A 25,302-nucleotide genomic window follows, 5' to 3' on the forward strand; every position below is an offset into this window, starting at 1 on the left:
GGAAATTGGTGAAAGAGATGCGCTAACTGGCCGGGATTGTCGGCTACCTTGCTGACAGGCCAAGCGAGTGGCGTGCCAGGGGTGTGCCAGCGGTGTGGCGCTGGTGGTAACGCGAGGCTGCGCAGGGCTGGTCGGCCCAGGGCCGTGCACCATGACCCGCCAACAGGCTTGGACAGCGCGCTAGATGGGCGGTCGCAGCCGCAATTCGGGCATCGGCTCTGCGCGGTACGGGCCGAACTGATCCTCCAGGCTGGTCAGGCGGGCTTCCAGGTCGCTCACGGCCTGAACGGCTTGCAGCAGTGCATCGCGCTCACTGGTGGTCAGCATGCGTCCGGCCGGGTCGCCGGTGGCCTGCTGTGTCGGGTCGGGGGCGCTGGTGCTGCGCGGGTAGCGCGGCGTCAGCGGCCAGCTGCGGGTGGCCTCGTCCAGCAGCGCGGCCAGGTCCTGGCCGGTGCTGCGGCTGCGCACGGCCTCGGTATATCGGGCCAGGTGACGGCGCAGCGCGCGCAGCTCCACCACCGCCCGCACATAGGTCTGTTCCTGCCAACCACGGCTGGGCCGCCCGTCGGCTTGGGGGGCAAAGCGCTTGAGCAAGCGGTCAGCACCACGGGTGCCATACCTGTGGGCGATGCGCATGATCACGTCGCCACGCATGGCGATGTTGAGTTGGCCCTCGCCGCGCTTGAGGGCGATGCGCAGCACGCGGTTGCGCACGATGGGCAGGCGTCCGGCGACGCGGTCGTTCCAGTCCTTCATCGTCAGCACCATGCCCAGGACAACGCCCAGCAGGCGGCTGAACGCGCCGCGTTCGGGAATGCGCCCGGTGTTGGGATCGGGCTTCTCGGCGCCCGGAACCTCGCGCTGCCAGTTGTCGGCCTGACCCTCGCGGTGGGTTTCTGGCAGCCAGATGGCGTCGTCCTTGTAATCCTGCAGCCGGCGATCCAGGAGCAGCGCAAAGGTGGGCCAGCGCGGATGGGCGCGGTCAAACAGGTGGACCGGGAAATTGGCGCACAGGCCGCCGTCGGCCAGCAGGCAGCGGCGCAGGGCTCGCCGCGGACCGGCGTCGGCGGAGCTGGCCTGTGCCTTGTCCGGGCGCGAGGTCTCGTAGTCCATGGCGTACACCGGCACCAACTCGAACAGCAACGGAAAGCACAGGCTCAGCCGGGCCGCCACCACGATGGGCATGTCGGCCGTGGGCAGCTCGCGCAGTGCGCTGGCCGGCACCTCGTGCCGGGGGCCGCCGGCGTGGGGGCCGACGCGCACCGGCGGGGGCTCCTGGTCATCGCTGCCGGACCGGGGGGCGTAGGGCACGGCAATCCGGTCCAGGGCGCGCATCAGGGCGGGCGGAAAGATGCGCGCCCACTCTTCCGGCAGGTAGTACAGGCGGGTCAGCGGCTCATCCAGCGGCAGGCGCACCGGGCGGCCCTGGGTGACGTTGCTGGTGAACATGGTCAGTCCGATGCCGGGCTCGTCGGGCGGCCCGCCATCGGGGCGTGGCCCAGGCCCGGGGCGGCCGCCGCGCGGCGCGGCCCACAGCTCGGCGAAGCTCAGCGGCGGGTCGTCCTCGCCGCGCCCCGCCGACAGCTGCACGCCGCGGTGCATCCACTCGACCAGCGCCTCCGAGCGGCCATCCTGGCTGTTGCCGGGACACAGGCCGTAGTCGTTGTCGGCCAGCGCCCGAAGGTCACGCAGGAACAGCAGCACCGCCAGCAAGGCCACCAGGGCCAGGCCCACCGCCAGCAACGCCACGCCCCCAGCCAGTGCCTGCAGCGGGAGCCAGCCGTGTACGCGCGCCAGCAGCCAGGCCGCCACCGGGCTGCCGATCAGCACCAGGCACAGTGGCAGCCACCAGCCGTAGACCGTGGCCACGGTCCGAAACAGCCAGGTCACGCCGCCCTTGACGTCGGAGGAGAACTCCTTGTCGGGCGGCACAGGCTGGCCATAGCGCTGCACGGCAAGCACGAACAACTTGAACAGGCGCCGCACCGGCCGGCGTGGCTGGAACAGGCGCAGCATCAGGGCCTCGCCACGCTCGTTTTCCTGGGCCAGGTCGGCCGGCATGCGGCGCAAGGCCTCGAACGAGCGGTGGACGCCGTGGCAGCGGCCGTACTCGGCGGCGGCGGCCACGGTGGCCGCCACCGCCCCCACCGAGTTGCCGCCTATGTGGCGGAAGCGGTAGTGACGCGCCAAGCCCACCAGCGCCCAGGGATAGACCACGCCGCTGGCCACACCGCCGTTGAGCACCAGGTCGCAGAACTGATCCGCGGGCGGCTCTTCGTCCACCGGCTCAGGGATGTTGGCGTAGCTCTGGGGGTCGAACACCGCAGCACGGTCGCGCCAGAGCCAGGCCCAGCGCACGCTCATAGCCAGGGCCCCCGGTCCTCGGCCCGCACAAAGTCGTTGGTCAGCAGGGTGGTCAGCGCGCCGGCACTGGGATACCACGCATACATCAGGCCGCGCGGCCGGACGAACACCTTGAAGCCCTCAAGCCAGACATCGCGCCAGCCCGCCATCGGCAGCAGCAGCCGGGCTGAGGGGTCGTCGTGCGGACCGATCAGCGGATCGAGCGCCCGGTCGTCCAGGTCGCGGCCCGGCGGCGAGGCTGCAACCCACTGGCCCAGCAGTTCCTCGAACTGTGACTGCAGGTCAGCGCAGAAGAAGTGGCCCAGCTGACCGCGCTCGATACCATCGGTGGGCAGTTGCTCCCAGCAGGCCGGGCCAAAGGGCACGCTGCGGCGCAGCAGCGGCCGCGGACGCCATGCGCCGTCGGCATCGGGCCGAGACTGCAGGCGTCGCACATGCGAGCCGAAGGGGCAGCCCTGGCCAAGGCTGTCGGCTTCCTCGTAAAGGGCCGGTGTTGTGGACGAGGCCTTGGGGCGCAGCAGCTGCAGGGCGTAGGCGTCGCGCTTCTTCCAGCAATCGGCACGCGACTCACAGTCCTGTTTGCTGCAGAAACTGCCCCGCGACGGGCAGCTTGGCGCGATCGTGCCGGGCTCGATGCGCCGGCCGTCTGGCCAGCGGCCGCTGAGCTTGGCCTTGATGAGCTGGCGCGCCGTGGCGAGCGGCTCGTCCTTGCCCAACAGCACCAGCAGTTCATCGGCCCAGCGGGTGACCGCCTGCTCGAAGGCCACCACGTCCTGCACGGCCGGACGGAACGCGCCGAAGCTGGCGTTGCGGAAAAACTCGCGCACGGCGCTGGGGGCGCGCGGCAGCGCCCAGCGGTTGATCCGCATGTCGTCGGGATGGCCCAGCAGCAGCGCGCCGGGCGCGTGCTGGCGATGGTCGAGCGCCTGCTGGGCGGCGGGGATGTCGGCGAGGGGCTCGATGGCGATGTCGCTCAGGTCGTCGCGCAGGCCGAAGTGGGCCCAGCGCCCCTCCTGGCCGCTGGGCGGCGGCAGGTGTGCGCCCCGGATCAGCGCCACAAAGGGCGGCGCACTGGCGGGGGTGGTCTTGAGCGCCAGCCACGCATCACGCAGCGAGCAGGCGGTCGTCTCGACCAGGTGCGCAGGTCCGTGCAGCGTCACCAGCACATGGGCACGGTCGAGGGACAAATCAGGCCAGTCCTCCTGGGGTGGCTGCTGGTTGGCGATGCCATCACCCACGGCCGCACGCCGCGCGGGCGCCCCGGCGGCGAAGGACGGCGCCAGGCTGCGGAAAACGCGCAGGTACTCGTCAGGAACCTTCAGTGCCTCCAGACCCGCACAACTGAAGCCGATGCTGCAGGTCATGTCGCCCTGAGGGCGGGCGCCATGGCTGATCGGCTGCGATCGCAGCAGCCTGGCGGCGTCATGCGCCCGCCCGGCGGGCACCTGCAGTACGACGTGTCGCACCTCGGCCCCGGCGGGGCGGCGCAGCAGCACCGACTGGACGTCGGGGAAGGCTTCAGAGGCTCGGCGGTTCATCGCGCGTCCTTGGCGTCAACGGCGGCACATCGGCACGTCGCGGTTGGGATAGGCGCTGTACAGGTAGCCGGCCAGCGGTGCCCGGTTGAAGCGCTTGACGGTGGCGATGAATTCCTCGGGGAACGCGCTGACGGGGTGCGGCGGGGCGTCCTCCAGGTGTTCGAACAAGCCGTCGAAGAGATCGCCAGCGCGCAGCGCGAAGTGGTAGAGGTAGGGCTCAAGTTCACCGTTGTAGATGGTGCGCAGGATCAGCTGGGTGTCGTCGTCGCTGAACTCGAACCACGCGAAATGCACACCGCCGAAGCTGGTCAGCAGGTGCTCGATGCGAGGCACGGCAGCGGCAATCAGGCGGCGCAGCTGGGCGACATGCTCGGCCCGCGGCGACTTCACGCGCATCGAGACAATCAGGTTGCGCTGGGCTCGGCTGCGTACGCGCTTGTAGGTGAGCGGCAACTGTGTGCAGGCCACACCCCACAGGCGCTGCATGGGGAAGTCATCGCCGGTGAGCGGATCGATGCGGCGCGCCAGACCCGGCAGGTGCAGCACCCGTTTCACCAGCGCGGTGATCAGCGGCAAGGCCAGGTCCTTGCCCAGGCACGGGTGCGCCGCCTGGCCATGGGCGGTGTGACCCCAGGCATGGGCGCAGACCTGCGCGCGCGCCTGCTCGACGTGCCGGGCCACGTCGAGCAGCAGCAGGCAGTCGTCGCCATCGGGGATGCGGGTGCCCGTTGGCAGTTGCTGCGCGCCGATGGTTCGGCGCGGTAGCACCGGCAGCGGCGGTTGCTGGGCGACCAGGTCTGCCACCTGAGCGGCCAGTGCCGCGGCGCTCATCTCGCGAAGCTCGGCCAGGCGTGGCGCCTGGCCAGGCGTCAGCAGCTGATCAACAACCTGGCAGACGGCCGTCTGGAGATTGCCCAGCGTGCCGGCGATCAGCATGGCGCAGACCATGGCGCGGTCGTGGCCTGACAGCGGGCTGGCCACCTCGGGCAGTTGCCGCAGCAGCGGCTGACCCAGCAACTGCAGCGACAGGTGATCCAGCGGCTGGACCCCCACAGGCGTGCGCGCAAGATCGGGCGGGCCAAAGCGCCGCGCCGCGCGCCGCAGGCTGTCGTACTCCTCGACCAGCGCCGAGATGCGCGTGATCAGCGCGGCCACGGCGCGTTGCCCCTCGGGCACGGTGGCGGGCTCGCTGACGAAGTGGCGCCCGATGGCGACGTACTGCAGCGCCCGGTAGGTGGCCTGCGCGCTGCGCTCCAGCAGCCCGTGGTCCTGGAAGCCAAAGCCGAACACGATGCCCATGTAGCGCAGCGCGGCCTGGCCGGCCCAGGCGGCCAGATCAAAGTCGTCCTGCGTCAGCGCCAGCAGCGCCGACTGCTCCACCGCCCTCTCAGCCGCCTGGGCCCACAGGACGGACGGCTGACATTGCAACAGTTGGCGCACGAAAGCCTGCTGCTCGGCATGCTCCGGGCCGGCTGACGGGTCCCGGGCCAGCAGGAAGGCGCCGCCGCCCAGCTCAGCGTAGGGCAGGTTGCTGAAATGCTGCGGCTGGGTCAGGGCGTGCTGGATGTCCTGGACGTCGGTGATCAGCCAGACGCGCCGGAAGCCCTGCGGCGGCCGATCCCCCAGTGGCGGCGCCGGATCGTCGCGGCGGTGGACGCGGCTGGGCAGGCTGTAACACGGGTCTGACCTGAGCGCTGTGATCAGCGCCGGGTGGTCATCGGGATCGCACCAGTGATCGAAGAAGCGCCGGTTGCGCTCTTCGTCGAGCTGATCGCTGGGCAGCTGGTTGAGGCACTCCAGCAGGCGATTGGCATCGAAGGGCGGTCGATCGTGGCGTCTCATGCGGGCTCCCAGGGGACAGGGTGTCGGGATTCAAAGGCTGCGCCTTGCGACCAGGCGGCCTGGGCCTGGAGCGCCCAGCGGTGGTCGCGGCAGCGGGCATGGCTGCGGCCTACCTGATGCAGGGCAAGGTCGAGCAGCGCAGCGGCCTGAGTGCAGCGGCCCTGCGCCGCATGCCAGGCGCCCAGCGACAGGGCGCAGCGCAGTGCCAACCCGGGCTTGGCATGCCGCTGCGCCAGCCGCAGCGCGCGCGCCAGCAAGCCGCCTGTGGTGGCGGTGTCGCCGCGCTGCCAGGCGTGCAGGCCCACCAGACGGCGCAGCTCGGCGTGGTAGTACAGCTCTCGGATGTCGCGGCTGACGCGCTGGGCCTCGTCCAGCAGCGCACCGGCCCCGGCGGTGTCGCCCAGGCGCAGCAGGATCTCGGCCCGCGTCATCAGGTAGGTGGCGCAGGAGATCCGGGCGCCGCCGCCGGTCCACAGCGCGTAGCCACGGTCCATGTCCTGGGCGCCGATGTCCACCTGGCCCCGGTCAGCCGCGAGCTGGCCGCGCACCATCCAGGCGTGAGCCAGCCAGACCTCGAACTGGCCACGCTCGCAGACATCGACCGCCTCGTCGGCGTGGGCAATGGCCGCCGCGGTGTCGCCGCACAGACGCTTGATGCTGGCTGCAAAGCCCAGCGCGACACCCAGGCTGAACGGGTGGTCCAGCGCGCGGGCGTGCGCCAGCAGCTGGTCCAGGCGATCCAGGGCGTCGCCGGCGCGTCCCAGCTCAAACAGGATCCAGGCCGAGTAGCCCAGGCACATCACCGCCGGATCCTGCACGGCGCTGCGCGGACGGGCCATGCCGCGGTAGTGTTCCAGGCAGGTTTCGAAACCGTCCAGCGCGTGTCGCCAGTGGCCGCGGTGGAAGCGCACATTGGCCTGTGCCCAGTGGGACTGCAGCGCCAGCAGCGGATCGCGATGCCAGTCGGTGGCGGCCACCGCTTGGTCGGCAATCTGGCTGGCACGCCGCAGGTCGCCGCGCATGACATAGCAGGCCTCCAGGCCCAACTGGATGCGGGTGAGGACCGCAGCGTCGTCCTGGCCCTTGGCCAGGACTTCGGCCTCGCGGTAGGCCTGTTCCACCTCGGCACTGCCGTAGCCCTGCAAAGCCAGCAGCGCCGCGGCCACGAGCTGCTGGGCGCGGGTGGCAAAGCGCGCGCGCACCAGCGGGTCGGACAGCTCGCCCGCCAGTGAGAGGCTGCGCCGGCCGAGCTCCACCGCCTCGCGGTAGGCCTGCCGGGCCGCCGCGCCGCGCGCAGCGGCAAACCAGGCGCGGCGCGCCTCGTCCAGCCGGCCGGCGGCCTGCAGGTGGGCAGCGATCAGCTCCGGCCGCTCACGCGGGATTTCCGGCGATACCGCCTCGATCAGGGTGGCGATCAGGCCATGCAGACGTTCGCGGTCGGCCGTGGGCGTGGACCGGTAGGCCACATCGCGGATCAGGGCGTGGCGGAACCGATAGCCCGGCTGCGCGCCGCTCAGGGGCAGCAGAAAGCCAGACTCCAGCAAACAGTCCAGGCTGCCCTGGCGCCGCGCCTGCCGCACGAAGGGGTCGTCCAGCTCCAGCAGCCGCGCCACGTGGTCGGCCCGGCATTCGCGCCCGAAGACCGACAGCAGCTGCGCCATGGCACGGTCCAGGCCCAGCTCGTCCAGGCGCGACACCAGCAGGTCCTCGAGTGTGGCGGGCAGTTCGTCGAGGGCCTCGACGCCCCGCTGCTGCAGCATGCGCAGCGATTCTTCGAGGAACAGTGGCACGCCCTCGGCACGATCGATGATGCGCTGCAAGACCCAGGCCTGCGCACCGCCAAGCTCGCGGGCCAGTTCACGCATGGCCTCGTCGGGCAGGCCGCGCAGCGTCAGCTCGTGGGCGCCGGCCACGTGGAGCCTGGGGGCGCTGCCGGTGCGCTCGCCCAGGACCACCACGCGGGCTTGTGGGGCCGCGCCTTGACGCAATCGATCCAGGAGCTGCAGGCTGGACGGGTCGATCCAGTGGGCGTCATCGACCACCAGGCAGCAGGGTGCGGCAGCGATGATCGCCTGCAGGCAGGCCAACAGCACCGGACCCACGCGCTGGTCAGCAGGCGCCGGCTCCAGCGCGTCGGCTGTGGGCACCAGCAGCCGCACCAGCTGTTCGACCTGCTCGGGCGCGGACTCGCCGACCGTGTGGTTGACCAGCCGGCGCACGGCGGGCATGGACGCATCGCTGCCGATGCGCCAGTGCTCGCGCAACAGGTCAATGATGGCCGCAAAAGGGCTGCGCTCGGCCAGCGGGTGGCCGCTCAGGCGCAGGCAGCCCAGGCCACGCTGACGCACGACCTGGCTGAACTCGGCCAGCAGGCGTGACTTGCCCAGGCCGGCTTCGCCGCGCACCAGGCACCACTGGGGTCCGCTGTGCTGCGCCTCGTCGAGCAAGCGGCTCAGCGTGTGAAGCTCCTGGCCGCGCCCCACAAAGCGGTGCGCGCCGCCATGCACGACGCCCTGCAGCGCCACCACATCGGTCAGGCGGTACAAGGTGGTGCTGATGCCGAAACCCTTGATGGGCACGTCTTGCGCGTGGATGTCCAGCACGAACTCCGGCCCCACCCTGGGCAGGGTGGCCGGGGCGACGACGATCTGGCCCGGCTGGGCGTGTTCGCGCGCGCGTGCGGCGAGATGCACGTCGGCGCCATAGGCCAGACGCGCATTGATGGCCACCTCTCCCGATGCCACGCCGATGCGCACCTTCAGCCCCAGGCGGTCGAGGGTCTGGCTGAGCCGCCAGGCGGCCATCAGCGCACGCTTGGCCGCTCCTTCCACGGCACGAGGAAATCCGAAATAGGCCATCAGGCCGTCATCGCCCTGCGGCATCTCGAGCGTGCCGTGGAAATGCTCGGTCACCTCGCGGCAATGGCGGTAGTAGGCCTGCATGGTCTGGCCGTAGCGCTCGCCCTTTTCGCTGTTGACCAAGGGCGTGGAGTCGACAAGATCGATGCTCAGCGCCGTCACCGGACGCCACGCCTGCTCTGCGTCATCCAGCAGGCCTTTGGCGTCGCCATACAGCCGACAGCTGTCGAGCGGCAGGCCCAACTGCTTCAGTGAGTGCTCCAGCGCCTGGGAGAACCACAGCGGGTCTCGCCAGTGGCTGCGCAGAAGCGTCTCCAGCAAGCTGCGCTGAGCGGGTGGCCACTGCTCGTCGACCACCACCAGCGGCCGCCCCTGCGACTGCGCCTGGGCCACGGCCACCAGGTGACCAGGGGCGTTGGCGGCGCGCGTGACCACCAAACGGGGCGCATCGGCGGCCACGGCATCCGGCAGCCCGACGTCGGTGATGTAGCGCGTGATCGCCCGGCCGGGCAGGCCGAGCTGGGTCCATTCGCGCTCCCAGGGCCAATCGTCCAACGCGGCGGGCAGTTGCAGGCTGAGTCGGTCTCCAGGGTGCTGGCAGAGGACCTGGCCCACCGAGTCCGGCAGTGCCCGTTGATGGGGTGCCGGCCAGGGGGCGTGGCCAGTGATCATCCGGGTGCGGCCGTCGCTCAACCAGACACGCAGACCACCGCCGGGCGCCTGGTCCAGGCTGAGCAGCCAATGGACAGGGGCATGGCGGAAATGGGCCGCTACAGCACCCGCGGACGCACGATCGACAGCCGTGTCCATGTTGACGCGCCCCCCTCCCGTGGGTCCGACGATCGGCCCTGCATCTGACGCCAGACCATTGTGCTGCCGGCGGGTGGGGAGCGCGCAATTGGGGCCGGTCCGGAGGATCGACCGGCAGCGCCCCGCACCAACCCAGGGCCTGGCCGCTTGTTCGAGGGCGTGTGCTTGCCCGGGAGATCCCTCTCCAGTGGGATCGACGAGCTGGGGGCGCCTGGGCCAGACTGCCTGACCGACAAGCACAAGACAAGGGCAGGGACATGGAATTGCTTCACCACGGCGCCACCCGCGGCGTCACCGGCTCGTGCCACCAGTTGCTGGCCGATTGCGGCCGCTCGGTGCTGGTGGATTGCGGGTTGTTCCAGGGCGCAGAAACCTCCTCCGACGGCAGCGCTGGCGCGGGGCGGCTGGACGTGGGCTTTGCGCTGCAGGGCGTGCAGGCGCTGGTGCTCACGCATGTCCACATTGACCACGTGGGGCGCGTGCCGCAGCTGGTGGCGGCGGGTTTTGAGGGGCCCATCCTGTGCAGCCAGGCCTCGGCCGAGCTGCTGCCGCTGGTGCTGGAAGACGCCATGGAAATCGGCTTTGCGGCCGAGCGCCATCTGGTGGCGCCGCTGCTGGCGCGGCTGCGTCAGCGCCTGCAGCCGCTGCACTACGGCCGCTGGCACACGCTGTGGGACGACGCCCGCGGCCAGCTGATGGTGCGGCTGCAGCCGGCCGGCCACATCCTGGGCTCGGCCTTTGTAGAGCTGGACCTGCGCGAGCCCGGCCGCACCTCGCAACGCATCGTGTTCTCGGGCGATCTGGGCGCCACCGACACGCCGCTGCTGCCCGATCCCGCCCTGCCGCGCGGCGGCGCCGATGTGCTGGTGCTTGAAAGCACCTACGGCAACCGCCTGCACGATGACCGGCGCCAGCGCCGCCAGCGCCTGCAGGCCGTCATTGAACGCGCGCTGGCCAACCGCGGCACGGTGCTGATCCCGGCCTTCAGCATTGGCCGCACGCAGGAGCTGCTGTACGAGCTGGAAGACATCGTCCACACCCAGCGCCAGCAGCCCGCGGCGCCGGGGCTGGCCTGGGGCGACCTGGCCGTGGTGGTCGACTCCCCGCTGGCGGCCGATTTCACACGCGGCTACGCGCGGCTCAAGGCCTACTGGGACGATGAAGCCCGGGCCCAGCTGGCGGCGGGGCGGCACCCGCTGGACTTCTCGCAGCTGCAGACGGTGGGGCCGCATGACCAGCACCTGCAGGTGGTGAACCACCTGGCGCGCACCGGCGAGCCGGCCATCGTGATTGCCGCCAGCGGCATGTGCGCGGGCGGGCGCATCGTGAACTACCTGAAAGCCCTGCTGCCCGATGCCCGCCACGACGTGCTGCTGTGCGGCTACCAGGCGGTGGGCACGCCGGGCCGGCGCCTGCAGGAACAGGCGGGCCGCGCCCCGGACCCGTCCGCCCGCGTTGACCTGGACGGCCAGACCGTGCCCATCCGCGCCCATGTCCACCTGCTGGGCGGCTACTCGGCCCACGCCGACCAGGCCCAGCTGCTGGCCTGGGTGGCGGGCCTGCCGCGCCCGCCGCGCCAGCTGCGCCTGGTCCACGGCGACGCCACCGCCAAGGCCATGCTGGCCGGCCTGCTGCGCCAGCGCTACCCCGGCACCGAGGTCCTGATCCCGGGTTGATGTGCAAAAAGTGGGTAGAAACCCCTAGCCCTAGGGGGCGACGGCCGGCCTCCATGATCTCTATGCTGCATTGCAACAACCCTGGCATTGAAAGGACCTGCAATGAAGCGCGTCTCATGGGGCAAACTGCCGGTGCTGCTGATGGGTCTGGTCATGATGCACAGCAGCATGGCAGCCGACGGAACCCTCCCCAGCACCTCTGATCTGGACACCCTGCTGGCCGGCCTGGCCGCGGGCGTGCTGGCCGTGGGGCTGATGCTGCGCCGGCTCAAGCGCTGAGCCACCAGCGGCGCCTGGCCGGGCTCGGTAGGTGCAGCACCCACCGGCCATCAAGGCCCTTGCGGCACAGCTCGCGCGGGCGGCAGGCGACCACCACGCCAGGATCGAACACGCGGCGCGCGGCGTTCAGCTGCGGCCTCATGCAGACCGTGCCGGCCACCATGACGTGCCGGACCTGGGCGCCGGTCAGGCCCCGGGGAACACGCAGATCTGTGCATTCCACCACCCCCATCCGCTCAAGGCGCCCGCTCGCCCGCCGATGAAGCCGTCTTGACGCGCGTCTCGTTCCGGAGGCGCGCCCGGATGGTGGGTGGCAGCAATGCGGCAGACGAATCGGCGCGACAGCGCCCGCTTGGGCGGTGGGGCCCGGCGGTGGCAAGGATGGGTGGGTGCGGGGCTGCTGGCGCTGCTGGCCGGCTGCGGCGGGGGTGACCCGGCGGCCACCGAGGCCACCGAAGCCACGGCCGATCCGGCACAGGCCGCGGACAGCACCACCGTCAGCACCTTCGAGGTGGCGCAGGCCGCCACCCCGGCCCAGCCCACCATCCGGGCCGACGCCTTCCGGCTGCTGACCCAGGCCAGCTTTGGGCCGACCGAGGCCGAGATCCAGCGCGTCATGAGCATCGGCCCGGCCGCCTGGATCGACGCGCAGATGGCGCTGCCGGTGCAGGGCTCGCACCTGTCGCGCTGGCTGGCGGATGACGCCGCGGCGCGCGCCCGCAACCCGGGTCTGACGGCCGGCGGGGCGTCGGTGGCCTCGTCCTTCTACCAGCAGGCGCTGTTCGGCCAGGACCAGCTGCGCCAGCGGGTGGCCTTTGCGCTGTCCGAGATCATGGTGGTCTCCAGCTACGACATGTCGGGCCGCAAGGCGGTGGCCGTGGCCTCCTACCTGGACATGCTGCGCGCCAACGCGCTGGGCAACTACCGCCAGCTGATCGAAAAGGTGGCCCTGCACCCGGCGATGGGCATGTACCTGTCGCACCTGAAGAACCGCAAGGGCGACCCGGTGGGTGGCCGCGAGCCCGACCAGAACTTCGCCCGCGAGCTGATGCAGCTGTTCAGCGTGGGCCTGGTGGCGCTGAATGCCGACGGCACGCCGCGCCTGGTGGGCGGCCGGCCGCTTGAGAACTACGGCCCCGACGACGTCGAAGGGCTGTCGCAGGTGATGACCGGGTTCTCCTGGGCGGGCCCGGACACCTCCAGCGCGCGCTTTTCAACGGCCTTTGTGGCCGCCGGTGACGCCGCCTGGCGCCCGATGCAGGGCTACCCGGCCTTCCACGAGACCCAGGCCAAGCACTTCCTGGGCACCACCGTGGCGGCGCAGGCCACCGCCCAGCCGGCGCTGAGCCTGCGCCAGGCGCTGGATACGCTGGCCGCGCACCCGTCGGTGGGGCCGTTCATCGGCCGCCAGCTGATCCAGCGTCTGGTGACCAGCCAGCCCAGCCGGGCCTATGTGGCGCGCATCTCGGCGGTGTGGGCCAACAACGGTGCCGGCGTGCGCGGCGACCTGCGCGCAGTGGTGCGCGCCATCTTGCTGGACCCTGAGGCGCGCAGCGCCGCCACCGCCGCCAGCCCGGCCTTTGGCAAGCTGCGCGAGCCGGTGCTGCGCCAGACCGCGCTGCTGCGCGCGCTGGGCGCGAAGTCCGATTCCGGCCAGGTGCTGATGGAGGTGGACGACGACCCGGCCAGCGGCCTGGGCCAGACGCCGATGCGCTCGCCCACGGTGTTCAACTTCTTCCGCCCCGGCCATGTGCCGATGGAAGGCCAGTCGGGCGCCCTGGGCATGACCGTGCCCGAATGGCAGACCACCACCGAGGTCAGTGTGGCCGGCTATGTGAACCACGTGGCGCGGCTGCTGACGGTGGGCGTGGGCACACACAACCGCACCGCCCAGGGCACGCGCCCGGACCTGCACCCCGACCTGTCGGCGCTGCTGGCGCTGGCCGGCTCGCCCACCCAGCTGGTGGAGGCCACCACCGCGCGCCTGCTGGGCCCGTCGGCGCCGGCCGCGCTGAAGACGCTGGTGCTGCAGGGTGTGACCGGCATTGCCGTGCCCGCCCTGAAGGCCGACGGCAGCAACCGCGCCAAGGTCAATGACGCCCTGCTGCGGCGTGTCCAGGCCGCGGTGCTGATCACCGCCGCCAGCCCCGAATTCATCGTCCAGAGGTGAGCCCCGTGAGCCCTTCCCTGTCCCGCCGCGCCTGGTTGCGCCAGGCCGCCCTGTACACCGCCAGCCCGATGGCGCTGAACCTGCTGGCGATGCAGCAGGCCGCTGCGGCCAGCACCAGCGGCTACAAGGCCCTGGTCTGCGTCTTCCTGTTTGGCGGCAACGACGCCTGCAACACCGTGCTGCCGCTGGACGCGGCCTCCTGGGCCGCTTACGAAGCCGCGCGCGGCGGCGGCGGCGACCCGGTGGCCCTGGCGGCGCCGGGCACCCCGGCGCGGCCGGGTGCCTCGTCGGTGAATGCGCGCCTGGGCGGCGTGCTGCCGCTGGAGCCGCTGAGCGCCCTGCCCGGCGGGCGCCAGATGGCGCTGCACCCGGTGCTGGGCACAGTGCGCGATCTGTTTGCGGCACGCCGCCTGGCCGTGGTGGCCAACGTGGGTGCGCTGTCGCAGCCACTGACCAAGGCCGACTGGGCCGCCGGCCGCGGCAGCCGGCCCGGGCGGCTGTTCTCGCACAACGACCAGCAGGCCTACTGGCAGTCGTTTGGCAACGAGGGCAGCACCCAGGGCTGGGGCGGCGCCTTTGCGGCGCGCGCCGGGGCGTCGAATGCCCACCCGGGCCTGGCGGCCATGGGCGTCAACGGCAGCACGGTGTGGACCAGCGCGGCGGGCCTGCCCGGCGGCCAGATCTCGGGCACCGGGCCGGTGCGCCTGGGCGGCGCGGGCGAGACCCTGCTGGGCAGCGCGGTCACGCGCCAGGCCCTGCTGGCCGCGGCCAGCCGCCAGCGCGGCACGGGCGTGCTCGAGGGCGATCTGGCAGCGCTGACCCAGCGCTCGATGAACACCGAATCGCTGCTGTCGGCCGCGCTGCCGGCCTTGGCCGCGGGTCCGTGGAGCAGCGCGGGGGCCAAGAGCCAGGCCACCGATCCGCTGCTGCAGTGCCCTGACCCGCTGGGCGGCGCCGCCGCCTTCAACCCGCTGGCCGGCCAGCTGCAGGCGGTGGCGCGGGTGATTGCCGCGCGCAGTGCGCTGGGCATGGGGCGGCAGGTGTTTTTTGTCAGCCTGAGCGGCTGGGACACGCACGACAACCAGCCGTCGCGCCACGCGCTGCTGCTGGCGCAGCTGTCGCACGGCCTGGGCTACTTTGACCGCACGCTGCAGCAGATGGGCGTGGACCAGTCGGTGACCACCTTCACCGCCAGCGATTTCGGGCGCAGCTTCGTCAGCAACGGCGACGGCACCGACCACGGCTGGGGCGGCCACCACCTCGTGATGGGCGGCGCGGTGCGGGGTGGCGAGCTGTACGGCAGCCTGCCCGTGTACGGCGCGGCGCTGGGCAACGGCGAGTTTGACAGCCCTGACCAGATCCAGCGCGGCGCGCTGCTGCCCAGCACCGGCCTGGCCAGCTACGCCGCCACGCTGGGGCGCTGGTTCGGCCTGAGCGACAGCGAGCTGCTGGCCCTGCTGCCGGCGCTGGGCAACTGGCCCAGCAGCTCACGCCGACTGGGCTTCTTGGGGTGATCCGGTCGGGGCGGACCGGCGATACTTCGGGTCCGCCACTTGCCCGCGAGCCATGCACATTGAGACCACCGCCCTGGAAGGCGTCCTGATCTTCACGCCCAAGCGATTTGGCGATGACCGGGGCTTCTTCATGGAAAGCTTCAACCAGCGCGTCTTTGACGACGCCGTGGGCCAGCCCACGGCCTTTGTGCAGGACAACCACTCACGCTCGGCCAAGGGCGTGCTGCGCGGCCTGCACTTCCAGAACGCGCCGCATGCCCAGGGCAAGCTGGTGCGGGTGGCCGCGGGTGCGGTGTTTGACGTGGCGGTGGACATCCGCCCCGGCAGCGCCACCTTCGGCCGCTGGGTGGGCGTGGAGCTGAGCGCCGACAACCAGCGCCAGCTGTGGATTCCGCCGGGCCTGGCGCACGGCTTTCTGGTGCTCAGCGACAGCGCCGATTTCCTCTACAAGACCACCGATTACTACGCGCCCCAGGCCGAGGGCGCGATCCGCTGGGACGACCCCGACCTGGCGATCGCCTGGCCCGATGTGGGCAGGGCGCCGCTGCTGTCCGCCAAGGACGCCGCGGCCCCGCCGCTGAACCCACGCTGATCCCTGGCGGGCGCGAATCCTGCGTTCCTTCTTCATCACCTCCCTAGACCGAGACCCTGCAATGACTGATAAGACCCCCGTCGTTCCCGTGATCATGGCCGGTGGCAGCGGCACCCGGCTGTGGCCGCTGTCGCGCGCCGGCTTCCCCAAGCAGTTCCTGGTGCTGTCGGGTGACAGCAGCCTGTTCCAGCAGGCCGCGCAGCGCCTGGCCGCGCTGGCCGCCCCGGATCTGGCGGTGCAGCCGCTGGTGGTGGTGGGCAATGCCGAGCACCGCTTTCTGACGCTCGAACAGCTGCGCGAAATCAAGCAGGAGCCGGCGGCCGTGCTGCTGGAGCCGGCCGGCCGCAACACCGCGCCCGCGCTGACCCTGGCGGCGCTGCAGGCGCGCGCCGACGGCGGCGACCCGGTGATGGTGGTCACCCCGGCCGACCAGACCGTGGCCGATGGGGCGGCCTTCAATGCCGCGCTGCGCCAGGCCGTGGCCCAGGCCGCGCAGGGCAGCATCGTGATCCTGGGCGTCACGCCCGACAAGCCCGAGACCGGCTACGGCTACATCCGCGCCGAGGCCGGCAGCGGCTCGCCGGCCAAGGTCGCGCGCTTTGTGGAAAAGCCTGACGCCGCCACCGCCGCGGCCTACCTGGCCGAGGGTGGCTACACCTGGAACTCGGGCATGTTCGTGCTGCGCGCCTCGGTGTGGCTGGCGGCGCTGGCGCAGTTCCGCCCCGACATCCTGCGCGCCTGCGAGGCCGCCTGGGCCGGCCGCCAGGCCGACGGCCGCTTCGTGCGCCCGGACAAGGCCGCCTTCGAGGCCGTGCCCTCCGAATCGGTGGACTATGCGGTGATGGAGCGCTGCCCCGGCAGCGCCTTCGACATCCGCGTGGTGCCGCTGGCCGCCGGCTGGAACGACCTGGGCGCCTGGGATGCCGTGTGGCAGGTGGGCGCGCAGGACGAGGCCGGCAACGTGGCCGCGGGCGACGTGATGCTGCACGACACCGAGCGCACCTTGGTCCACGCCAGCAGCCGCCTGGTGACCACCGTGGGCGTGCGCGACCTGGTGGTGGTGGAAACCTCCGACTCGGTGATGGTGGCCGACCGCAGCCGCAGCCAGGACGTCAAGCACATCGTCAACCGCCTGGCCGCCGGTGGCCGCAGCGAGCAGCTGCTGCACCGCAAGGTCCACCGCCCCTGGGGCTGGTACGACAGCATCGACATGGGCCCGCGCTTCCAGGTCAAGCGCATCATGGTCAAGCCGGGCGCCTCGCTCAGCCTGCAGATGCACCACCACCGCGCCGAGCACTGGATCGTGGTCAGCGGCACGGCCGAGATCACCAACGGCGACAAGACCCTGCTGCTGACCGAAAACCAGAGCACCTACATCCCGCTGGGCCAGGTACACCGCCTGGCCAACCCGGGCAAGGTGGACCTGGAGATTGTGGAAGTGCAGTCGGGCAGCTACCTGGGCGAGGACGACATCGTCCGCTTCGAGGACACCTACGGCCGCACCAGCTGAGCGGGGAGCGGAATAACGGGGCCAGTGCGGCGCTATTGCGCCGACAGCCCCGCGCCCACCGCGTCGATCATGGGGCCCCGGAAGGAGAGCCCCATGAGCGCTTCGATGCACATTGGCATGGCCGGCGCGGGTCTGTCCTGCGCGGTCATCGCCCGCGAGCTGGCCGAGCGCGGCCACCGCATCACCATCCACGAAACCCGGCCGCATGTGGCGGGCAACTGCCACACCGAGCGCGACGCCGGCTCGGGCGTGATGGTGCATGTCTACGGGCCGCACATCTTCCACACCGACGACGAGGAGGTGTGGACGCTGGTGAACCGCTACATGGACTTCAAGCCCTACGTGAACCGGGTCAAGGCCACGGCGCGCGGGCAGGTGTTTTCGCTGCCGATCAACCTGCACACGATCAACCAGTTCTTCGGCAAGACCTTCTCGCCCACCGAGGCGCGCGCCTTCATCGAGCGCCAGGCCGACACCTCGATCACCGACCCACAGAGCTTTGAAGAGCAGGCGATGCGCTTCATCGGGCGCGAGCTGTACGAAGCCTTCTTCAAGGGCTACACGCTCAAGCAGTGGGAGGTTGACCCGAAGCGCCTGCCGGCCGCCATCCTCAAGCGCCTGCCGGTGCGCTTCAACTACAACGACAACTACTTCGCCCACCGCTTCCAGGGCATGCCGGCCGAGGGCTACACCGTGATGGTCCAGCGCATGCTGGACCACCCGAACATCATCGTGCACCTGGGCAGCGCGCTGCGCCCGGCCGATGTGGGCCAGTACGACCATGTCTTCTGGTCGGGCCCGCTGGACGCCTTTTACGGCCACGCTGACGGCCGCCTGCCCTACCGCACGCTGGATTTCGAGCGCTTCGAGGGCGAGGGCGATGTGCAGGGCTGCGCCGTGATGAACTACAACGACGTGGACGTGCCCTACACCCGCATCACCGAGCACAAGCACTTCGCGCCCTGGGAAGAGCATGCGCGCTCGGTGTGCTACCGCGAGTTCAGCCGGACCTGCGGCGAGAACGATGTGCCCTACTACCCGGTCCACCTGACCGAGGGTGACCAGCTGCTGCAGCGCTACCAGGCACGCGCCGCGCAGGAAACGCGCGTGAGCTTCGTGGGCCGCCTAGGCACCTACCGCTACATGGACATGGACGTCACCATCCGCGCCGCGCTGGATGCGGTGCGCAGCTTCATCGGTGCGCACCAGGCCTGAGCAGACCTGCGGGAGCGTGCAAATGTCCCGCACAGGGCCGCGCACACAGGCCGAAGCCCCCAGTTTTTTGACCTGCGCGCCGAATGAATGGCCGCATAATTCACCGCGTGCAGTAGCAGGCTCGTCAGAAGCAGTCCCGCCTGCACCATTCGAAAGCTGACACAAGGAAAGTATCGACATGGGTATCAAGGAACTGGCCGCCAAGGTGGCCGCCGCTCACCCCGAGATCGCTGCACCGCAGATCAACAAGGTGCTGCGCACCGCGCTGACCGCTCTGGCCGAAGAACTCGGCAGCGCTGCCGATGGCCCGCTGAAGCTGTCTCCCCTGGGTAACTTCCAGGTGATGACCAAGCCCGTCAAGGGCGAAGAAGGTGGCGAGTCCAAGCGCCGCATCATCCTGAAGCTGGCCAAGGCCAAGGACGCCGAGTCCAAGGCTGAGCGCTCCGGCAAGAAGGCCCCGGGCGCCGAGCGCAGCGCCGCGCGCGCCGAGAAAAAGGCGGCCCGCCAGGCCGGCAAGGCCGCGACCAAGGCAGCCACCAAGGCCGCCGCCAAGGCTGCCAAGCCCGCCTGAGTCTCACCAGGCCCCGCCCGCGCGCCTGACAGCGCCCGGGCGCACCAGCCGGGCCGCCAGGCCCTGACGGCCCGAGTGCGCTGCGCTCGGGCCTTGCGCTTTCTCGACGGTCCCACCGTCCTCTCATTGCCGCCTGAGCATGCCGATCAAACTCACCTCGGGACTCATGGACAAGCTGACCGCGCGTGGCGTGTCGAGCCTGCTGTCCCCCGGCGCGACGCTGCCCGACAACGTGGTCCTCGAGCCGCCCTGCAGCCTGAAGTGGATGCAGATCGCGCATTCGCTGCACCTGGGCGCGTTCAGCTACGCGGTCAGCGGCTTCTACTTCGGCTGCCGCATCGGCCGCTACTGCTCGTTCGGTGAAAACGTCCAGATCGGTCGCCACCCGCACCCGATGCACTGGTTCAGCACCTCGCCGTTCTTCTACCAGGACTACAAGGGCGTGCTGGACATGCCGCCGCCCGAGGGCTGCGCGATGCAGCCGGCCAAGGATTTTCCGCGCACGGCACCGCCGGTGACGGCCAAGCTCACCACCATCGGCAACGACGTCTGGATCGGCCACGGCGCCTTCATCCTGCCGGGCGTGACGATTGGCGACGGCGCGGTGATCGCCGCCATGTCGGTGGTCACCAAGGACGTGCCGCCCTACGCCGTGGTGGCCGGCAGCCCGGCGGTGGTCAAGAAATACCGCTTCCGCGACAAGCGGGTCGAGCGCATGCTGCGCACCCGCTGGTGGGAGTTCGCCCCCTGGGACCTGAAGGGGGCGCCGGTGGACCAGTTCCCGGCCTTCATCGATTTCGTCGAACAACTGCGTGCCGATGGCAAGCAGACCTACCAGCCCGAGAAGATCCAGCTGTCCTCGCTGGTCTGAGGGTCCCTGCCGCTGAGCCGTGCTGCGGCCGGCATGCTCCTCCATGCGCGTCGTCTTCCTCCACATTCCCAAGACCGCCGGCCAGTCGGTGCACGCCGCCCTGGAATCGGCCTTCGAGCCCGCGGCCATCTGCCCGGCCCGCGTCAACGACCAGCTGCGGCTGCTGAGCATCGCCGAGCTGAACCGCTACCAGGTGTTCTCGGGGCACTTTGACTGGTGCCTGCTGGACTGCCTCAAGGGACCCAGCTACCGCTTCACGATCCTGCGCGACCCCATGGAGCGCATCCTGTCGTTCTACTTTTTCCTGCGCAAGCAGGGCGAGGCGCTGTCGCCCGCAGAGCGCGCCAAGCCGCAGCACACCGGCATGCGCGCGGCGGCCGAGATGACGCCCGACGAGTACTTCCTGGCCGGGCCGCCGCACCTGCGCAATTTCCTGAACGACCACTACGACAACTTCTACACCTACTACTTCGCCGGCCGCACCTACCGCGGGCGCACCGGCCTGGTGGGCCTGCAAAACCGCGGCGTGTTCAGCCGCGAGAAGCTGATGGACGTGGCGCGCGCCAACCTGGCCGAGCTGGACCGGGTGTTCACGGTGGACGAGATGCCGGCGGTGTTCGAGACCATCGGCCAGCTGGCCATGCCGGGGCGCAGCCTGCCGCGCAGCGAGTTCCGCAACAACGTCAACGACAGCCTGCCGGTGCAGTCGCGCGTGCAGCGTCTGCGCGAGCTGGGGGCCTCCGAGGAGACGATGAAGTGCATTGCCTCGTGGTGCGAGATGGACAACGAGCTGTACGCGCACTACAGCGCGCGCCACAAGCAGCCCGGCGCGGCATGACGCACACGCCGCACCGCCTGGCCCTGGCCGCCTGCGTGGCGCTGTCGGCCACGGCGGGTGCGCAGCAGCGCGCAGCGGCCACGCTGCAGGTGTTCGGGCCCGAGCACTACGCGCGCCTGGCCGCGGCCGATGTCTGGCGGTCCTGGAACGGCGGCCCCTCTGACGCCATCCTGCGCCCGGGGCCGAAGCTGATGTTCTTTGGCGAGCTGGAAGGCTGCCCCACCGGGACCGAGGCACCGCAAGGCGGTCCGCTGCGGCAGACCGATGACGGCGGCGGCTGGCGCCGCCTGGCCGAGCTGACCGGGCTGCCCCCCGGCCGCCCGGATCAGCGCCACCACTGGGAGCCGGCGCCGCTGCCGCGTGTGTGCCGCGGCGCGGCCACCGACGCCGCGCCCGGCGAGCAGGCCTTGGCGCAGCTCAACACCGACCCCGACGAGGGCGGCCTGGGCCTGTACACGGTGACCGGCCCGCAGACGCGCTTCCAGGCCTATGGCCCGGGCGGCCAGGGTCGCACCGGGGCGAATGCGCACATCCAGGGCAGCTTCGTCCACTTTCGACAAGCCTGGAACAGCGAGCAGGCGTTCCGGCCCTGGGCCGGCGGCCCCGAGTCCGAGCTGCAGCTGCGCTCGCGCCAGGGCGTGGCCCAGGTGCAGGCCGGCTCGGCACGCACGCCCGAGGGCGAGCTGCAGGTCAAGCAGCAGCTGGGGATGACCGTCATCAACCCGCGCTGCCTGCGCGAGAACCGCCCCGGCCAGAAGCGCCTGTGCCAGATCCAGTACCTGTTCAACACCGCGGTCTACCGCAGCGGCGTGAGCGACTGGTCGCGCGTGGCGTGGTTCCAGCAGGCCTCGGTGATGACCGATCCGGCCCAGGGCGCGATGCCGGTGGTGCGTGGCCCGGTGGGCGAGGCCGGCCGCGTGGCGCTGGACGCCGCCAGCCGGCTGCCGCTGTACCGCTCCGAGGGCGCCGCGTCGCAGCACCAGCCGTTTGCCGACCGGGTGTTCGATCTGCGGGTGCGCTTTCGCGACCTGCTGGCGGCCCAGCGCGTGATCGTCGGGCGTCAGCTCAAGCGCGCCCCCGAGAACCTGCGCGCCGAGGAGCTGGAGGCCCAGTTCGGCCCCGACTGGAACCGCCCCGAGGCCTGGGTGCTGCTGAGCCTGAACATGGGCCAGGAGGCCTACAACCGCGCCGGCCGCGAGACCGCCGCGATCGGCGGCCAGCTGCGGCTGCTGGAGATCAGCAGCCTGCCGCGCTGATCAGGACTGCGGCGCCACGTAGAGCTGCTTGAGGTTGCCGCCAATGCTGACGGCGCGCTGCTCCGACTCGGGGTTGTAGATCTCCTGACCGATGGCCGAGTTGAGCAGGGCCCAGGCGCTCGGATCGTTCCAGCGCGTGCCCCAGTCGGCGACCAGCTGCTCGTCGGTCACATCGGCCGGCGCAACACCGGCCTTGCGGCCCGAGATCACCCGCAGCACGTTCTGCAGCTGGGTGAAGCTGATGCGCAGGTCAAAGGTCTTGCCGTTGAAGCTGCCGTGCTGCGTGGCGTCGCCCTTGGAGCTGAACAGGGCCAGGCCGCTGCTGGCGTCCACCACGGTCTGGCCCGAGGCCTTGACCGGGCCGTCGATCACCGGCACGCCGCCCTGCATGGGATCGAACCAGACGCCGCCTTCCTGGAACCAGCCGACGCTGGACCAGTCGCTCACGCCGTAGCGGTAGATCGCGGTGTTGAACAGGTACTGCAGCTGGCACGGGCGCTTGGCGCTGTAGCCCTCGGCCATGCACTGGGTGTTGATGAAGCTGGTGCTGATCTGCTGCTTGGCCTGGATGGTCTGGCTGGTCACATCGGTGCCCAGGTCGGCGGCGCCCACGCCCAGCGTGGCCACCACCCGTGCAGAGGCCTGCTGCGCGGTGGACTTCAGGCCCACCCAGGGCTTGATCGCGCTGCTGCTGTTCCAGGCCTGCCGGAACGCCGAGAAGGTGCCGATGATGTGGGCGTTGCTGCCCTTGCCGTCCTGGCCTTCGGCGCCATAGGCGTTGACCAGGCCGCTGCTGCCGTCGCTGCGCGGGCCGGCATGGGTGTACATGGCCAGGCCGCCGGTGCTGTCGGTGGGGTTGAGGTAGGTGATCGACGGCCCGCTGAGCACCTTGGAGGCGCTGTTGCAGCCGGTGGACTGGCCCGAGGGCGCCCAGCGCCACAGCGTCGAGGCGCTGCTGCTGATCGAGGCCGCCGCCGCCGCCACGCCCAGGTCGCGCGCTTCGCCGGCATCGACCACGCCGTCACGCGTGCCGGGGCAGCCGCCGGCCTTGCCGAAGAAGGTGACCTTCAGGCCGGCCGACAGGAGCTTGCTGCTGCTGGCCGGGTTCCAGGCGGCATAGGTGCTGCCGCCGACGGCGCCCTTCAGCCCGGTGTCGGACGCCAGCGAGGCGCCCACCTTGAAGTGGAACACGCCAGCGCCGCTGGCCAGCGCATCGATCGTGACCGGGGTGCTGCCCTGCGGCTGGTCGACGTTGCCACCGGGGTCGGTTCCGGTGTCGCTGCCGCCGCCTCCGCCGCCACCGCAGGCACTGAGTGCCGCGGCCATGGCCAGCAGGCTGAGAGCATGAAGGGGACGGCCCGGCAGGGCCCCGCGGGCAGGAGAGACAGAGACAGACATCGCGAAACCTCGGCTGGTGGCGCGCGGCGCGTGCTGCGCAGCGCATGGCCTGGGTTTCGGAGGACTGGGCTCGGCCTTTGAGGCGGGTGTGGGGGAGCTTTCTGGCGCTGTTGCCGCTCAAGTTCGACGCGGCATCGCCGATGGCGGACGGGGCCGCGCGCACTGAAACGGCGGATTCGGGCCCGATGGCCGGGCTGATCGGCGCTGGGCGCCCCAAAGACAAAGGGCGCCGGACTTGCGTCCGGCGCCCTGGTCAGGCGGGGGGCTGGGGGGCGATCAGCCGGGCATCACAGGCCCAGGGCCACCTTCGCCGCGATGGCGATCTGGTAGATGATCTGGGTGATGCCGCGGGTGACCTCGACGTTCTTGGAGTCGATCTTGGGCAGGACCATGATCTCGTCGCCCGGCCCCGGCGTGCTGCCCTGGGGCGCCACGCTGCCGTTGGCGCGCAGCACCAGCACCTTGGAGGTGTCGGCCTTCTGGGTGTAGCCGCCAGCCAGCTCGACATAGTCGTTGACCGCCGCCTTCTGGCTGTAGACCAGGGCGTTGGGGAACAGCACCTCGCCGCTGACCAGCACCAGGTTCTTGGACTCGGGGACGTTGACCACGTCGCCGTCTTCCAGCAGCAGCGAGTCGGCCGACTCGCGGTCGGCCAGCACCACCTGGCCCAGCGGCTGCACCGCGCGGGCGCGCTCGACGAAGGCGATCATCAGGTCGGCTTCGGTCTTGCGCAGCGCGGCCTCCTCGGCGGTGGTGGAGCGTGCCGTCAGGGCCGAGGTCTCGAGGTTGCGCAGCGCCACGTCCAGCGTTTGCTTCTGGCGCGCCTGCACCGACTTGCGGTAGAGCTGCAGACCGGCCATGTTGGCCTGCGGCGAGGGGTTGAGGCGGGCGATCAGGTCCTTCAGCGTGGCGCCGTTGGGCAGCACGATCGAGCGCTCGCCGCGCTGTGCGCCGTCCACCCGCACCAGCAGGGTGGTGGGGTACTTGTCGGCGGTGAGGGTGACCAGGTCGCCCGACTGCACCATCACCTGGTCGGCCTTGCCGATGGCGTGGTACTCGCTCTTGAGCTCGACGCCGGTGTTGCGCACCACGCTGAGGTGGGTGGCCGAGGGCTTGGGCACGGCGTAGCGCAGCAGGTCGGCGGCCGGGATGCTGGGCTGGCGGATCTCGAACAGGTAGGGGTTCTGCGCCTCGCCGGTGACGGTGACGGTGTGGCGGCGCGGCTGCACGACGATGGTGTCGCCGTCCTGCAGCTGCGGGCGCTCGATCACGCCGTCGAGCAGGAAGCGGTAGAGATCGATCGTGGCGCGCGCGCGGCCGGCGCGCATGACCTGGACGTTGAGGTAGCTGCCGCGCTCGGGGTCGATGCCGCCGGCACGGTCGAGGTAGGCCAGCACCGAGTCGGACGACAGGCCGGCATACAGGCCGGGCGCGCGCACGAAGCCGGTGACGAAGAGCTTGACCGGCTGCGCCGAATCGAGCGTGGCGTAGATGCCCACGTTGGCGCGGAAGACGCGCTTGACGGCTTCCTCGACCTGGCGGTTCAGGTCGGTGTTGCGCACGCCCAGCACGGCCACCGGGCCGACGTTGGGCACGAAGATGTTGCCCTGCGGGTCGACGGTCTGGTAGGCCTCGTAGACCTGGGCGCCCCACATGCGGATCATCAGCCGGTCACCGACGGCGATCTGGTAGTCGGGGTTGAAGCCGCTGAAGGTCTGCTGGGCGAAGCGGCCGGTGAACATCTGCGACCCGAAGACCACCGGCTTGAGGCTCAGCGCCGGATCGATGGGCAGCGGCGCGAGCGGCACGGTGGCGGCGGTGGCCGGCGTGACCGGGGCAGGTGCGGCCACCGCCGGGGCAGCGGTCATGGGCGGCGCGCCGCCAGGGGCAGGCGCCGGGGCCGACGCGGCCACGGGCGCCTGGGCCTGCGCCAGCGGCAGGCTCAGCAGCACCAGCGACGCCAGCAGCAGCGACAGGGCGGAGTGGAGACGTTTCTTCAT

17 protein-coding genes are annotated in these 25,302 nt (G+C 71.0%); 11 read left to right on the top strand and 6 right to left on the bottom strand.

Features of this window, described 5'->3' with window-relative positions:
* Positions 1–180: 180 nt before the first annotated feature.
* From KAK06_RS13335 to KAK06_RS13350, 4 genes are read right to left on the bottom strand one after another with little or no spacing between them, the layout of a single operon-like run.
* Entirely contained in the window at positions 181–2,364 is a 2,184-nt protein-coding gene (locus KAK06_RS13335; RefSeq protein ID WP_210802612.1) for a patatin-like phospholipase domain-containing protein, read from the bottom strand.
* Entirely contained in the window at positions 2,361–3,902 is a 1,542-nt protein-coding gene (locus tag KAK06_RS13340) for a hypothetical protein (protein ID WP_210802613.1), read from the bottom strand. The genes KAK06_RS13335 and KAK06_RS13340 overlap by 4 nt, the downstream gene beginning before the upstream one ends.
* 15 nt (positions 3,903–3,917) lie before the next feature.
* Positions 3,918–5,744 carry a cytochrome P450 family protein gene (locus tag KAK06_RS13345; protein WP_210802614.1) on the bottom strand — a complete coding sequence of 609 codons (1,827 nt, stop codon included), beginning with the start codon at positions 5,742–5,744 and terminating at the stop codon, positions 3,918–3,920.
* Positions 5,741–9,412: an adenylate/guanylate cyclase domain-containing protein gene (locus KAK06_RS13350; RefSeq protein ID WP_210802615.1), complete on the bottom strand. Its 3,672-nt coding sequence runs from the start codon at positions 9,410–9,412 to the stop codon at positions 5,741–5,743. The genes KAK06_RS13345 and KAK06_RS13350 overlap by 4 nt, the downstream gene beginning before the upstream one ends.
* 257 nt (positions 9,413–9,669) lie before the next feature.
* Between KAK06_RS13350 and KAK06_RS13355 the strand changes: the two genes are divergently transcribed.
* From KAK06_RS13355 to KAK06_RS13405, 11 genes are all read left to right on the top strand, one after another.
* A complete protein-coding gene (locus KAK06_RS13355; RefSeq protein WP_210802616.1) occupies positions 9,670–11,088 on the top strand; it encodes an MBL fold metallo-hydrolase RNA specificity domain-containing protein in 1,419 nt (472 codons plus the stop codon).
* Between the two features lie 102 nt (positions 11,089–11,190).
* Positions 11,191–11,367 carry a hypothetical protein gene (locus KAK06_RS13360; RefSeq protein ID WP_210802617.1) on the top strand — a complete coding sequence of 59 codons (177 nt, stop codon included), beginning with the start codon at positions 11,191–11,193 and terminating at the stop codon, positions 11,365–11,367.
* A 385-nt stretch (positions 11,368–11,752) separates the two neighbouring features.
* Complete coding sequence (locus tag KAK06_RS13365; RefSeq protein ID WP_310741087.1) at positions 11,753–13,537, top strand: DUF1800 domain-containing protein; 1,785 nt, start codon at positions 11,753–11,755, stop codon at positions 13,535–13,537.
* Between the two features lie 5 nt (positions 13,538–13,542).
* Positions 13,543–15,051, top strand: a complete 1,509-nt coding sequence (locus KAK06_RS13370) for a DUF1501 domain-containing protein (protein WP_210802619.1) — start codon at positions 13,543–13,545, stop codon at positions 15,049–15,051.
* Positions 15,052–15,103: 52 nt separating this feature from the next.
* Entirely contained in the window at positions 15,104–15,643 is a 540-nt protein-coding gene (gene rfbC, locus KAK06_RS13375; RefSeq protein WP_210802620.1) for a dTDP-4-dehydrorhamnose 3,5-epimerase, read from the top strand.
* A 61-nt stretch (positions 15,644–15,704) separates the two neighbouring features.
* Positions 15,705–17,153 carry a mannose-1-phosphate guanylyltransferase/mannose-6-phosphate isomerase gene (locus tag KAK06_RS13380; RefSeq protein ID WP_210802621.1) on the top strand — a complete coding sequence of 483 codons (1,449 nt, stop codon included), beginning with the start codon at positions 15,705–15,707 and terminating at the stop codon, positions 17,151–17,153.
* Between the two features lie 93 nt (positions 17,154–17,246).
* On the top strand, positions 17,247–18,368 hold the full coding sequence (locus tag KAK06_RS13385) for a UDP-galactopyranose/dTDP-fucopyranose mutase family protein (RefSeq protein WP_310741088.1): 1,122 nt from the start codon (positions 17,247–17,249) through the stop codon (positions 18,366–18,368).
* Positions 18,369–18,546: 178 nt separating this feature from the next.
* Positions 18,547–18,939 carry a hypothetical protein gene (locus KAK06_RS13390; protein ID WP_210802622.1) on the top strand — a complete coding sequence of 131 codons (393 nt, stop codon included), beginning with the start codon at positions 18,547–18,549 and terminating at the stop codon, positions 18,937–18,939.
* 166 nt (positions 18,940–19,105) lie between these two features.
* Positions 19,106–19,810, top strand: coding sequence for a CatB-related O-acetyltransferase (locus KAK06_RS24575; protein ID WP_310741089.1), 705 nt, complete (start codon positions 19,106–19,108; stop codon positions 19,808–19,810).
* Positions 19,811–19,853: 43 nt separating this feature from the next.
* Positions 19,854–20,648 carry a sulfotransferase family 2 domain-containing protein gene (locus KAK06_RS13400; protein WP_210802624.1) on the top strand — a complete coding sequence of 265 codons (795 nt, stop codon included), beginning with the start codon at positions 19,854–19,856 and terminating at the stop codon, positions 20,646–20,648.
* Positions 20,645–21,904: a hypothetical protein gene (locus KAK06_RS13405; protein WP_210802625.1), complete on the top strand. Its 1,260-nt coding sequence runs from the start codon at positions 20,645–20,647 to the stop codon at positions 21,902–21,904. The genes KAK06_RS13400 and KAK06_RS13405 overlap by 4 nt, the downstream gene beginning before the upstream one ends.
* On the opposite strand, the gene KAK06_RS13410 is transcribed toward KAK06_RS13405, so the two are convergent.
* Positions 21,905–23,230: a hypothetical protein gene (locus tag KAK06_RS13410; RefSeq protein ID WP_210802626.1), complete on the bottom strand. Its 1,326-nt coding sequence runs from the start codon at positions 23,228–23,230 to the stop codon at positions 21,905–21,907.
* A 359-nt stretch (positions 23,231–23,589) separates the two neighbouring features.
* Entirely contained in the window at positions 23,590–25,302 is a 1,713-nt protein-coding gene (locus tag KAK06_RS13415) for a polysaccharide biosynthesis/export family protein (RefSeq protein ID WP_210802627.1), read from the bottom strand.

Origin of the sequence: Ideonella aquatica (genome assembly GCF_018069755.1) — a bacterium.
In the GTDB taxonomy this organism is placed as follows: domain Bacteria; phylum Pseudomonadota; class Gammaproteobacteria; order Burkholderiales; family Burkholderiaceae_C; genus Ideonella; species Ideonella aquatica.